The sequence below is a fragment of the Micromonospora sp. DT81.3 genome, assembly GCF_049847225.1.
Lineage (GTDB): Bacteria > Actinomycetota > Actinomycetes > Actinomycetales > Microbacteriaceae > Microbacterium.
This window is the reverse complement of sequence record NZ_JBNCNY010000001.1, coordinates 174,222-186,028: the sequence shown is the minus strand read 5'-3', so window position 1 is coordinate 186,028 and position 11,807 is coordinate 174,222. Positions and strand designations below refer to the sequence as shown.

Genomic DNA, 11,807 nt, shown 5'->3' with positions numbered 1-11,807 from the left:
TTCTGTGCGGCGTCCTTCGACAGGCTCAGGGACCGGGTGATTCTGTGCGGCGTCCTTCGACAGGCTCAGGGACCGGGTGGCTGTCAAGGGGTTTCAGCCCACGGCTTCGAGTCATAGCGTCATCGACATGACCCCAGAGGAATCGACCCCCAGGCTCGGCACCGGCGACCCGGGGGAGCAGCCACCGGCGCCCCTGTCCGAGAGCGATCAGGTGCGCAAGGACATGTCGTACAGTCCGTCGAGCGAGGAGGAGACCCGGCGCAAGCAGGACGATCCGCTTCCCGAGGGCATCGACGACGACATCGACCCCGATCAGATCCGTGCGGTCCCCGGCACCGGCGGTCCGGACGACGTCGGTGACATCGAGGTGGATCCCGCTGATCTGAACATGCCCTGGCGGTCCTGAAGAAGGTCTGCTCCGCCGGGCATCGTGGCCTTCCGGCCGCCGGGTGTATCTGAACGGCGCCCCCCGGCCTCTAGAAGGTCATGAACAGCAAACTCAAGCTCGCCCTCTCCGTTGTCGGCTACATCCTCGGCGCGGCCGCAGGAGTCGCCGGCATCGTGGCCGGCATCATGCAGTCCGAGGCCGGCTTCATCGTCATCGGCGTCGCCTTCCTCGCCGCGGTCGTCGTGGCCTTCATCGCCGGTGCCACCGCCACTCCGAAGGGGGCCCTGCCCCCGAAGATCGAGTTCGGCGGCAAGTTCACGCCGCCGGACTGGGCGTGGTACATCGCAGCCGGGATCATCGTGGTCGGCCTCATCGTCGGCGGAATCCTGCTCGCCATCTGAGTGCAGGGTGGTGCGCGCTGCTCCGCCGCTCTGAGTTCCGCTTCCTCCAGAAAGCGGTGTGATCTGCATCGCGGGGGAGGGATGCACGGGTCCGGAGCCCGTTAACGCCTGCGGCGGTTGCGCAGCCGGTAGATCCGGTGTCCGATGGCGAGGCCGAAGCCGGTGCTGCCATGCGGACCGTACGGCTCGTAGGCGCGCATCCGCGTGATCCTGGTCCCGTCGGTGTCGATCACGAACACCTGCGGAAAGTCGAGGTGCTTGTCGCCCACGTTGAGCACGTGGTGGGTGGAGAGCTCGACCGTCGCGGACAGCCCATCGTCGGAGGAGAACCAGCGGTCGATGTCGAAACCCATGCTCTTCATGCCGCCGAAGGCCCATGTGAGTCCTTCGCGCACCTCGGCGATGCCCTTCATGTCCGGGTAAGGGTAGTGCGGATCGTAGAGCCGGATGTCGTCCGACATGCCGGCGACCGCGGCATCCACGTCCTTGGCGGACACGCCGGCGAACATCGCTTCGACCAGTGTGCGGACATCGTTCGCCATGCGGCTCTCCTCTGCTGGCCGGTCCGGCGCCGGGCGACTCCGAGCATAGGGCGTCTATCGCGACGGGGGCGTCAACCGCCGGCGTGCGCGCCCAAGTGCGCGTGCACCGCCGAGATGACGACCGATCCCTCGCCGACCGCCGATGCCACCCGCTTGACGGAGCCGCGGCGGACGTCGCCGACGGCGAAGAAGCCGGGGACGGATGTCTCGTGCTGCGCGGGTCCTCTGTCGCCTCCGAGCCACGCCCGGCGACCGCCCTCCTGCAGCACCTCCGGACCGGTGATGACGGAGCCCCACTGGTCGCGCAGCACCTCGGGCGCGAGCCACTCGGTGTGCGGACGGGCGCCGATCGTGATGAAGACGGCTTGCGCGGAGACCTCGGTGCGCTCTCCGGACTCGGTGCGCTCGAGCACGACGTAGTCGAGGTGATCCGCCTCGTGCGCGCCCGCGTCGACGACGCGGGCACCGGTGATCAGCCCGACGCCCGCAGCCTCCAGCTGTTCGATCAGGTAGCTCGACATGCTCGCCGCCAGCGAGGGGCCGCGCACCACCAGCGAGACCGAGCGGGCGTACCGGGCGAGGTGCAGGCCGGCCTGCCCGGCCGAGTTGCCCCCGCCCACCACGAGCACGTCGCGTCCGGCCTGCGCCCGGGCCTCGACGGATGAGGCACCGTAGAAGACGGATGCCCCGACGAAGGGCTGCAGCCCGGGGGCCGCCAACCGCCGGTAGCTGACGCCCGTCGCGAGCACGACGGCCCGCGCCCGCACCGTCTCGCCGCCCGCCACCTCGAGCTCGAACCGCCCGTCGGCGAGGCGCATGCCCGTGACGCGGCGCGTGTGCGCGAAACGTGCGCCGAACACCCACGCCTGCTGATAGGCGCGCTGCGCGAGCTCCGATCCAGAGACGCCGCGCGAGAATCCGAGGTAGTTGCGGATCAGCGAACTGGAACCTGCCTGTCCGCCGATCGACTCGCCCTCCAGCACCAGGGTGTCCAGCCCCTCCGACGCCGCGTAGACGGCGGCCGCGAGACCGCCCGGTCCCGCACCGACCACGGCGACGTCGACCGTGCGGTCGGGCAGCGCGGTCTCCAGCCCGTACGCCCGAGCCAGCTCCGAGTCATCCGGGTCGACCAGCATCCGCCCATCGGCCGTTCGCACGATCGGCACGCCCTCGTAGTCCAGACCCGACTCCGTCAGGAGCGACATCGCGTCCGGCGAATCCGCGGCGACGTGCTCGGCCGGCACGCCGGCACGGGCGAGGAGGGTTCGGAGCCCATGGGTGCGGGGCTGTGCGTCGTCGCCGATCACGAGGAACCCGCGATGCCTCTTGCCGACCGACGCCTCCCACTCCCGAAGGAAGTCCGTGACCGCCCGATGAAAGGATTCGTCCGGCGAGTGCAGCGGGCGCACCACGTAGTAGTCGATCTGCACGTGCGACATGAGTTGGAGCACCGAGTCGGCGGTCGTCCGGTCGGCCCATGAACCCCACTCGATCACCAGACCGCGCCGCACGTCGGGAAAGGCCCGCTTGGCGGCCGCGAACACATTCTCGTGCCCGTCCACCGGGGATGCGTCGTCGGACAGCACGAGCGCCAGGTCGCCGCCGGATGCGCGCAGTTGGTCGATCAGCGCCACTCCGCTCGTGGGGTTCTCGGCGTCGATGATCCGGTAGTCCAGCGCGTAGCGACGACGCAGGGGGTCAAGAAGCGACGCACGCGACTTCGGGTCTGCAGAGACGACCAGGATGCCGGGGGGCTGACGCCCCGAGTCGGGGGCATCCATGCCATCGGCTTCTTCGCGACCGGGCGACCCTGCACTCACGCCGCGAGTGTATCGTCGGCACGCGCTGCGGGCCAGAGGCGGCGGGCCCGAGGCGGCGGCGGGTGCAGGCCGCGCCATGTCCGGAGCGCGCCGCAGGCTCGGTGCGCCGGCTCAGGCCGAGCCACTCCAGGGGGCGGGAACCAACACCCACAGCACCACGGCCGGTCGGCCGCCCACGACATGCCATGTGTGCGGTTCGCGGCCGGGGAATGTGATCGCGTCGCCGGCGGTGACCACGACACTGCGGTCGGCGAAGCGCAGGGCGACGGTTCCGGACACGACGTGGAGCACTTCCACCTCGCAGTTGATCGTGTAGAGGTCGGAGCCCCCGTGCGCATCCGGCTCGAGCTCGGACCGAAGCAGCTGCACGCGATGCTCTCCGCGGGGAGACATCAACCGCTCCTCGGCGTGCACTCCGCCCAGATTGATCCTCGGAGCATCCGCGAAAGCCACGTGCTGCACGTCCGGCTCGGTGAAGAGCGCTCCGACCGGGAGCGAGAGCACCTGGCACAGCTGCACCAGGGTCGCGACACTCGGCGACGTCTCATCGCGCTCGACGCGACTCAGGAATCCCTTACTCAGCCCGGTGGTCTCCGCGACGTGGGCGAGCGTCATGCCCTGCGCGGTCCGGGCCGACCGCAGCTTCGCACCGATCGGCGTGGCCACCTCATCCGCCGCAGGATGGATCGCACGCACGGCTTCCTCCTCCCGGGGTGACATCGAGTGCTTGACGACCGGCTGTCGCGGGCGTACGGTATGCGCAGTAGTTGTCTATACAGTATCGAAAGTTGTCAAATATGCAACCCTCCGGAAGGGGCGCGTCGACCCCTCGGGGGCCGGTGGACGCGAGCGTCGTGCCCCGCTTCGCCGGCATCGCGACCTTCGCCCGGCTCCCACGCCTGGACGAGGTGGAGCACGCGGATGTCGCGGTGGTCGGCATCCCCTTCGACAGCGGAGTCAGCTTCCGACCGGGTGCTCGCTTCGGACCCGCCCACGTCCGCGAGGCGTCGCGACTGCTCCGGCCGTACAATCCCGCCCAGGACGTGTTTCCGTTCGGAGCGCAGCAGGTGGCGGATGCCGGCGATCTCGTCGCCAACCCCTTCGATATCGCCGCTGCGGTCGCCGAGATCGAAGCGGGTGCGAGAGGCCTGCGCGAGCACGCCGATCGGCTCATCGCCATCGGGGGCGACCACACCGTCGCGTTCCCCCTCCTGCGGGCGGTCTCCGCGACGCACGGACCAGTCGCCGTCCTGCACTTCGATGCCCACCTCGACACGTGGGATACCTATTTCGGTGCGCCGATCACCCATGGAACGCCGTTCCGGCGGGCCTCCGAGGAGGGTCTTCTCGACCTGACGGCGAGCATGCACGTCGGCATCCGGGGCCCTCTCTACGCGAAGAGCGACCTCGAGGACGACTCGCGGCTCGGCTTCGCCATCATCACCAGCGAGTTCGTCGAGGAGCAGGGGGTGGGAGCCGCCGTCGACCGCATCCGGGCGCGGGTGGGGGATGCGCCGCTCTACATCTCGATCGACGTCGACGTGCTCGACCCCGCCCATGCGCCGGGCACCGGCACACCGGAGGCAGGTGGGTTGACGAGTCGTGAACTGCTGCGGATGATCCGCGCGCTCGCCGACCTCCGGATCGTCGGTGCCGATGTGGTGGAGGTTGCTCCTGCGTACGATCATGCGCAGCTCACCGCCGTCGCTGCGAGCCACATCGTCTACGAGCTCGTGAGCGCCATGGCACCGCGCTGATCCGATGGCTGACCAGCCCCGATGGCTGACTCGACCCGTTAGCTGACTCACCCGATGGAGGAAGCAATGAACCCGACAACTCCGACCGAGCAAGACGTGCTCGCAGCGGCATCCGCGATCGTCGACGCATTCGCCGCCACCGACGGAGAGCGCTATTTCTCTCTCTTCGCGCCCGATGCGACCTTCGTCTTCCACACCGAGCCGGAACGGCTCGAGAACCGCGCCGAATACGAACGACTGTGGGGAGAGTGGGTGCAGAGCGGTTGGAGCGTGACGTCCTGCGTGTCGAGCGGCCGCCTCGTGCAGCTCTTCGCCGGCGGTGCCGTCTTCACCCATTCCGTCAGCACGTCCGTCCAGACGCCCGACGGACCCGAGTCCTATGCGGAGCGCGAGACGATCGTGTTCCGCTCGGAGGCCGACGCGCTTCTCGCGATCCACGAACACCTCTCACCCCAGCCCTGATCCGACTCTCACCCGAGGAGCCCGACGATGTCGCTCTATTCCCGCCTTGAACGCCGCCTGGAAGACCAATCGGATGACGCCGGTCCGGTCCGCGGAACCTACTCCCTGGGTCGGATCCTCATGATCTGGCTGGCGGCGAACCTGGTCGTGACCACCCTGCTCACCGGCACGCTGTTCGTACCTGATCTGCCCTACGGGCTCGTCCTCGGTCTGATCATCGCGGGCACGATCGTCGGAGCCGCTGTGCTGGTGACGATCGGTGCCATCGGCACGCGCACGGGACTGCCGACCATGGCGCTGACGCGAGGCCCTTTCGGGACGCGCGGCAGCCTGCTTCCGGTAGCGGCGAACGTGCTGATTCTCATGGGATGGAGCTGGGTGCAGGCGATGCTCGCCGGCATCGCTCTCAACTACATCGTGGAGTCCATGACCGGATTCTCGAGCCCTGTGGTCTTCGCTGTGCTGTGCCAGACGATCGTCGTGATCCTCGCGATCTTCGGCCACGCCGGTGTGGCACGGGTGGAACCGTGGTTCGCGGCCGTCATCCTCGCCATCGCCGCCTACATCTTCGTCGTCGTCTTCCGAACGTACGCGCCGTCGGACTTCGCGACGATCGTCCCGCCGGCTGAGCCGTTCTACTCAGCCGGACTCGCGTTCGACGTCGTCGTCGCGACGGCCATCTCGTGGACGGTGCTCTCCGCCGACTTCAATCGCTTCGCCGCATCCACCCGGGCAGGGGTCATCGGCTCCGGGGTCGGCTACACGCTGTCCACGGTGATCTCGATGTCGCTCGGCGCGACGGCCATCGGCTACGTGGTGCTCCGTGGCGGCGAGGCTCTCGCGTTCGATCCGGTGACGATCATCGAGCCGTTCGGCGCCCTCTTCGCCGTCGCGATCTTCCTCTCGGTCATGGCGACCAACACCATGGTGGTCTATGGCATGGTCACGAGCGTCGTGAACGCCCTCCCCGGGCGGCGGGTGAAGTTCCTCCCGACCGCAATCGTCCTCGGAGTCATCTCCATCATCGGCGCGACGTTCTTCGGGCTGCTCGCGCAGTTCACGACGTTCCTCGTCACGATCGGCGCGCTCTTCGCGCCCATCTTCGCGATCATGATCGTCGACTACTACATCGTCGCGCGCCGCAGCTACCACCCCGACATCCTGAACACCCGCGGCGGTCGCTACTGGTTCACTTCGGGGATCAACTGGCTCGCCGTGGTCGCCTGGGCGATCGGCGCGGCATCCGCCTACATCTGGGCGTACGTGTGGCCACTGCCGTTCGGGGCGACCATTCCCGCGTTCCTCCTCACCTTCGTCGTCTACCTCGCCGTCTCGTGGCCACGACGGGCGAAGACGCCGTTCGAGCCGAGCAGGCATCTCACCGATGCGGCGGCCGAGCATCCGGACGCCGCGGCCTCGCCACGGTGACGTGTCGATGCTTCGCGACCTGAGCCACCCGATCACGGATGGGATGCCGGTGTATCCCGGCGATCCGGCCGTGCACATCCGCGCCGCGCTCGACCTCGAACGGGACGGCGTGGCCGTCACCGAGGTGCGCTTCGGGTCGCATACCGGGACGCACATCGACGCGCCATCGCACACCGTCGCCGGCGGGCGCACCATGTCCGACGTTCCCATCGACGAACTCGTGGGCGATGCGCTGCTGATCCGGATGCCGGAGCTCCGCGAGCGCCAGATCTACGGGTGGGATCAGCTCAACGCGCGAGCGGCGATCCCCGCGCGCCTGCCGCCCATCGTTCTCATCGACACCGGGTGGGCCCAATGGTTCGACCACCCTCGGGCCACCGATCATCCGGCGTTGGACGTCTCGGCGGCACGCGAGCTCTTGGCGCGCGGGATGCGCATCCTGGCCGTCGACACCCTGAGCCCGGATCTGACCGATGAAGCCCTCACCGACTTTCCGGTGCACGAGGTCGTGCTCGGCGGCGGCGGGCTGATCGTCGAGAACCTGTGCGAGCTCGGAGAGCTTCCCTCGACCCTGCGGATCGGGTTCTTCCCGCTTCGCCTTGGTGGCGACGGCGCACCGGTGCGCGCCGTCGCGTTCCTCTGAGCGTCGATGATGGATCCATGCCCGCCGCCCACCGCCCCGGTCTCCGGGTCAATGCCGGAATCACGATTCCGGAGTCCGAACTGTCATGGCGGTTCTCACGGTCTTCAGGACCGGGCGGGCAAGGTGTGAACACCGCCGACTCCCGTGCGGAACTGGTCTGGGATGCCGCCGGCTCCGCTGTGCTCTCGCCGCTCCAGCGCGAGCGACTCCTCGAGCGTCTCAGTGGTCGCCTCGTCGATGGAGTGCTGACGATCGCGGCATCCGAGCACCGGGCGCAGTTGCGCAACCGGGATGCCGCGCGCGCCCGGCTCGCCGCCATCGTGGCCGAGGCCCTGCGGCCACCATCGCCGTCGCGGCGACCGACGACCGCCGGCCGAGGCGCCAAGGAGCGGCGCCTGAAGGCGAAGAAGCAGCGCACCGACGTCAAGCGGCTGCGCCGGCCACCGCACGACTGACCCCCACGCACACCCGCCTCGGAGCCGGCGCGTGCGCGGCCGGCGGTATTGCACCGCGGGGGTCCCGCGAGGAGAATGACGCCGGACGTCGCGGGCGGACGCAGGTCTCTGGAGAGGAGGCCATGATCATGGGGCGCAGCCAGCAACTCCGCGAGGAGGAACTCCAAAGCCTCCAGCGCGGCTACGGTGATGCCACCGAGCAGTTCGCGGCGATGAACGAGGTCCTCATCGCCCTCGGCCGATCATCGTCAGAGCCGGATGCCGTTCTGCACAGCATCGTGGCAAGCGTCCGGCGCCTCTGCCGGTGCGAGGCCGCGGGCATCTACCTCATCGAGGGAGGCCACCTCGTCCTCTCATCCTCGGTGGGCTTCTCGACCGAATACGTGAGCTACCTGGGCGAACGCCCGTTTCAGCTCGACCGCGCGTCGCTGCTCGGACGGGTCACCCAGGATGGGCAGACCCAGCAGGTGCCCGACGTCCTCGCCGATCCCGAGTACGGACGGCAGGACGTCCAGAAGATCGTGAAGTTCAGAACCGTGATGGCGGCCCCCATGCTGCTGGACGACGAGGTCGTCGGCGCGCTGTCTCTGGTACGTACGGAAGTGGACCCGTTCGACGATCGTGCGCTCGCCCTGGTGGGCGCGTTCGCGGCGCAGGCCGCGGTCGTCGTGCGCAACGTGCACCTCATCAGCGAGTTGGAAGAGCGTGGAGTCGAGCTTGCCCGCAAGGTGGAGCAGCTCGAGGCTCTCAGTGAGGTCGGCGGCGTCGTCAGCTCCAGCCTCGTCCTCGACGAGGTGCTGTCCAACATCATCATGAACGCCGTGCGCTTCTCCGAATGCGACGGCGGTTCGATCATGGAGTACGACGAAGACGAGCGATCGTTCTCCGTTCGCACGGCGTATGCGACCAGTCCGGACCTCCTCGCGCGGCTGCGCAAGATCGCGTTCGATGTGGACACCACACTCGTCGGCCGCGCGGCCCTGGCGGGTCACCCCATCGCGGTGCCGGATCTCGGCACCGTGCCGCTGGATCCGCATCTGAGGCTGCTTTTCGACGACGGCTGGCGATCCGTGCTGGCGGTACCGGTGCTTCGAGGCGAGCGGATCATCGGCGCGCTCGTGGTAAGGCGCAAGACGCCCGGCGACTTCCCGGCCGAGACGGTCGAGTTCCTCGAAACGTTCGCCAGCCAGTCGGCACTGGCGGTGTGGAACGCCCAGCTGTTCCGCGAGCTCGAAACCAAGACCGCGGAGCTGCAGGTGGCGAGCCAGCACAAGTCCGAGTTCCTCGCCAGCATGTCGCACGAGCTCCGCACACCGCTGAACGCGGTGATCGGCTTCTCGGAGGTGCTGCTCGAGCGGATGTTCGGAGAGCTCAACGAGCGCCAGGACGAGTATCTGCGCGACATCCTCAGCTCGGGGAGACACCTGCTGCAGCTGCTCAACGACATCCTGGACCTGTCCAAGGTGGAGGCCGGGCGGATGGAGCTGGAGCGCTCGACCTTTCCGGTGACGGGGGCGCTGGAGTATGGGATCTCGATGGTGCGTGAACGGGCGGCCGCGCACGGCATCGGAGTGACTCTCGAGGTGGAGGAGGGACTGGTGACCCTCGACTCCGACGAGCTTCGATTCAAGCAGGTGCTGCTCAACCTGCTCAGCAACGCCGTGAAGTTCACTCCGGACGGTGGACGTGTGGCCGTCGTCGCCCGGCGACGAGACGACGACCTGCACGTCTCCGTGACCGACAATGGGACCGGCATCCGGCCCGAAGACCGGGAGCGGATCTTCGAATCGTTCCAGCAGGGTCGCCGCGGCGCGCAGAGCGAGGAGGGAACCGGCCTCGGCCTGACCCTCTGCCGCCGGATCGTCGCCCTCCTCGGCGGCACCATGTCGCTGGAGACGGAACTCGGGGTGGGCAGCACCTTCGGATTCACGGTGCCGCTCGCTGACGCGGTCACCGACTCCAGTCGGTCGACGGATGGCACCGCACACCTGCCCGTGGTGATCGTGATCGACGACGATCACGCCTCGCTCGACTTGACAGCCGCGTATCTCGACGGACTCGGCGTTCAAGTGGTGCCTGCCCGTAGTGGGGAAGAAGGGCTGGAGCTGATCCGCGCGCGCTCGCCCAAGGCGGTGGTGCTAGACATCCGCCTTCCAGGGTTGGACGGCTGGGATGTGCTCACCCGATTGCGTGCGGACGACGCCACACGCACCGTCCCGGTCATCATCGCCTCCATCCTCGACGAGAAGTCGCGCGGGCTCTCGCTCGGGGCCGCGGAATACCTCATCAAACCGATCGGTCGCGAGGCGCTCGTAGGGGCGTTGCGGCGAGTGGGCGGGCTGCCCGAGGAGCCGATGCCGGGCCGCGACGGTCGGCACCCCGTTCCGATACCGGGGACGGTCTGATGTCCGGCCACCGCATCCTCGTGGTCGAGGACAACTCGCTCAACCTGAAACTCGTGCGTGACGTCCTGATCGCCTCGGGATTCGAAGTGGTGGCGGCCGGCTCGGGCGAGGAGGCGGTGAGCCTCGCAGCGGGCCGGCCGCCCGACTTGGTGCTGATGGATCTGCAGCTGCCTGGAATCGACGGGTACGAGGCGCTGCGCTTGCTTCGTCAGAATCCGGGGCTCGGAGACGTCCCCGTGATCGCGGTCACGGCGTTCGCCATGAAGGAGGACCGCGAGCGCACGTCTCGCGAGGGCTTCGACGGCTACATCGCCAAGCCGATCAGCGTGCCCGCCCTCACGTCGCAGATCGGCGAGTTCCTGAGCAGGGGGCGGACCCGTGTCCGATGACGACATCACCATTCTCGCCGTGGACGACCTCCCACAGAACCTCCGTCTGCTGGACGCCGTCCTCAGCCCCCGCGGGTATCGGCTGGTCACGGCCTCGTCCGGGGAGGAGGCGCTCGCGATTCTGCCCGCCTCCGGAGCCGACCTGGTCCTGCTCGACATCTTGATGCCCGGCATCGACGGGTATGAGGTCTGCCGGCGGATCCGGAGCATGCCCGGCTTCGAATTCCTGCCGGTCGTGATGATCACCGCCAGCGGCGACCAGGAGAAGGTCCGCGCGATCGAAGCGGGCGCGGACGATTTCGTGAGCAAGCCGCTGAATCAGGGGGAACTGCTGGCGCGCGTCGCCTCGCTCGCGCGGGTCAAGCGCTACCAGGACACCATCCAACGGCAGTCGCTCGAACTCGCGGCGTGGAACAGCGAGCTGGAGGGCCGAGTGCGCGCCCAGGTGGAAGAACTCCAGCGGGTGAACCGACTGCGCAGGTTCCTTTCACCGCAGTTGGTGGATCTGGTGATCGACTCCGGAGAGGAAGGCTTCCTGGCCAGTCATCGCCGCGAGATCGTCGTCGTCTTCTGCGACCTCCGCGGCTTCACACCCTTCGCCGAGTCCAGCGAGCCCGAAGAGGTGATGGGCGTGCTCGCGGAGTTCCACGCCGCGCTCGGCGAACTCATCTACCGCTTCGAAGGCACACTCGAGCGGTTCACGGGCGACGGGCTCATGGTCTTCTTCAACGATCCGATCCCCTGCGAGAACCCCGCAGAGCGAGCCGTGACGATGGCCGTGGCGATGCGCCATCGGGTCGCGGAGCTCGCAGGCGGGTGGGCGAGGCGAGGTCACGACCTCGGCTTCGGGATCGGCATCGCGCAGGGATTCGCCACGTTGGGCCGCATCGGGTTCGAGGGGCGCTCCGACTATGCCGCGATAGGCAGCGTCACCAACCTCGCGGCGCGGCTGTGCGTGGCGGCGGGGCCCGGCCAGATCCTCGTCACGCAGCGCGTGTTCTCGGCGACGGAGGAGTTCGTCGTCGCCGAACCGGTCGGCGACCTGGAGCTGCGCGGATTCAGCCGGCCGGTCCGTGCCTTCGATGTCGCCGCCATGACCAGTCGAGCGGGAGGGTGA

At 68.5% G+C, this 11,807-nt stretch carries 13 protein-coding genes; 10 read left to right on the top strand and 3 right to left on the bottom strand.

What is annotated here, in order from left to right; all coding sequences use genetic code 11:
* Positions 1-127 precede the first annotated feature (127 nt).
* On the top strand, positions 128-406 hold the full coding sequence (locus ACPW96_RS00945; RefSeq protein WP_425822555.1) for a hypothetical protein: 279 nt from the start codon (positions 128-130) through the stop codon (positions 404-406).
* Between the two features lie 80 nt (positions 407-486).
* Positions 487-789 (top strand): hypothetical protein, encoded by a 303-nt coding sequence (locus ACPW96_RS00940; protein ID WP_425881676.1) that lies wholly within the window; start codon positions 487-489, stop codon positions 787-789.
* A gap of 101 nt (positions 790-890) precedes the next feature.
* On the opposite strand, the gene ACPW96_RS00935 is transcribed toward ACPW96_RS00940, so the two are convergent.
* The 3 genes from ACPW96_RS00935 to ACPW96_RS00925 all read right to left on the bottom strand — a co-directional run bounded on the left by ACPW96_RS00935 (position 891) and on the right by ACPW96_RS00925 (position 3,847).
* Positions 891-1,331: a nuclear transport factor 2 family protein gene (locus ACPW96_RS00935; RefSeq protein ID WP_425881675.1), complete on the bottom strand. Its 441-nt coding sequence runs from the start codon at positions 1,329-1,331 to the stop codon at positions 891-893.
* A gap of 71 nt (positions 1,332-1,402) precedes the next feature.
* Positions 1,403-3,151, bottom strand: a complete 1,749-nt coding sequence (locus tag ACPW96_RS00930) for an FAD-dependent oxidoreductase (protein WP_425881674.1) — start codon at positions 3,149-3,151, stop codon at positions 1,403-1,405.
* A 111-nt stretch (positions 3,152-3,262) separates the two neighbouring features.
* Positions 3,263-3,847, bottom strand: coding sequence for a helix-turn-helix domain-containing protein (locus ACPW96_RS00925; RefSeq protein ID WP_425822563.1), 585 nt, complete (start codon positions 3,845-3,847; stop codon positions 3,263-3,265).
* Between the two features lie 158 nt (positions 3,848-4,005).
* On the opposite strand from ACPW96_RS00925, the gene speB reads away from it, so the two are divergent.
* The 8 genes from speB to ACPW96_RS00885 all read left to right on the top strand — a co-directional run bounded on the left by speB (position 4,006) and on the right by ACPW96_RS00885 (position 11,807).
* Entirely contained in the window at positions 4,006-4,908 is a 903-nt protein-coding gene (speB, locus tag ACPW96_RS00920) for an agmatinase (RefSeq protein ID WP_425881673.1), read from the top strand.
* A gap of 66 nt (positions 4,909-4,974) precedes the next feature.
* A complete protein-coding gene (locus ACPW96_RS00915; protein ID WP_425822567.1) occupies positions 4,975-5,370 on the top strand; it encodes a YybH family protein in 396 nt (131 codons plus the stop codon).
* Positions 5,371-5,397: 27 nt separating this feature from the next.
* Positions 5,398-6,798, top strand: a complete 1,401-nt coding sequence (locus ACPW96_RS00910) for a purine-cytosine permease family protein (protein WP_425881672.1) — start codon at positions 5,398-5,400, stop codon at positions 6,796-6,798.
* 7 nt (positions 6,799-6,805) lie between these two features.
* Complete coding sequence (locus ACPW96_RS00905; protein ID WP_425882133.1) at positions 6,806-7,441, top strand: cyclase family protein; 636 nt, start codon at positions 6,806-6,808, stop codon at positions 7,439-7,441.
* 17 nt (positions 7,442-7,458) lie between these two features.
* Complete coding sequence (gene arfB, locus ACPW96_RS00900) at positions 7,459-7,896, top strand: alternative ribosome rescue aminoacyl-tRNA hydrolase ArfB (RefSeq protein ID WP_425881671.1); 438 nt, start codon at positions 7,459-7,461, stop codon at positions 7,894-7,896.
* A 128-nt stretch (positions 7,897-8,024) separates the two neighbouring features.
* Positions 8,025-10,301, top strand: a complete 2,277-nt coding sequence (locus tag ACPW96_RS00895; protein ID WP_425881670.1) for an ATP-binding protein — start codon at positions 8,025-8,027, stop codon at positions 10,299-10,301.
* Positions 10,301-10,690, top strand: coding sequence for a response regulator (locus ACPW96_RS00890; RefSeq protein WP_425881669.1), 390 nt, complete (start codon positions 10,301-10,303; stop codon positions 10,688-10,690). Before ACPW96_RS00895 ends, ACPW96_RS00890 begins: the two co-directional genes overlap by 1 nt.
* Positions 10,680-11,807: an adenylate/guanylate cyclase domain-containing protein gene (locus tag ACPW96_RS00885; RefSeq protein ID WP_425881668.1), complete on the top strand. Its 1,128-nt coding sequence runs from the start codon at positions 10,680-10,682 to the stop codon at positions 11,805-11,807. The genes ACPW96_RS00890 and ACPW96_RS00885 overlap by 11 nt, the downstream gene beginning before the upstream one ends.

Bases quoted from the DNA above. Each gene is read 5' to 3' on its own strand.
- ACPW96_RS00895 (WP_425881670.1), top strand. From the start codon at position 8,025: ATGGGGCGCAGCCAGCAACTCCGCGAGGAGGAACTCCAAAGCCTCCAG.
- ACPW96_RS00915 (WP_425822567.1), top strand. From the start codon at position 4,975: ATGAACCCGACAACTCCGACCGAGCAAGACGTGCTCGCAGCGGCATCC.
- ACPW96_RS00945 (WP_425822555.1), top strand. From the start codon at position 128: ATGACCCCAGAGGAATCGACCCCCAGGCTCGGCACCGGCGACCCGGGG.
- ACPW96_RS00935 (WP_425881675.1), bottom strand. From the start codon at position 1,331: ATGGCGAACGATGTCCGCACACTGGTCGAAGCGATGTTCGCCGGCGTG.
- ACPW96_RS00905 (WP_425882133.1), top strand. From the start codon at position 6,806: ATGCTTCGCGACCTGAGCCACCCGATCACGGATGGGATGCCGGTGTAT.
- ACPW96_RS00910 (WP_425881672.1), top strand. From the start codon at position 5,398: ATGTCGCTCTATTCCCGCCTTGAACGCCGCCTGGAAGACCAATCGGAT.
- ACPW96_RS00940 (WP_425881676.1), top strand. From the start codon at position 487: ATGAACAGCAAACTCAAGCTCGCCCTCTCCGTTGTCGGCTACATCCTC.
- ACPW96_RS00890 (WP_425881669.1), top strand. From the start codon at position 10,301: ATGTCCGGCCACCGCATCCTCGTGGTCGAGGACAACTCGCTCAACCTG.
- arfB (WP_425881671.1), top strand. From the start codon at position 7,459: ATGCCCGCCGCCCACCGCCCCGGTCTCCGGGTCAATGCCGGAATCACG.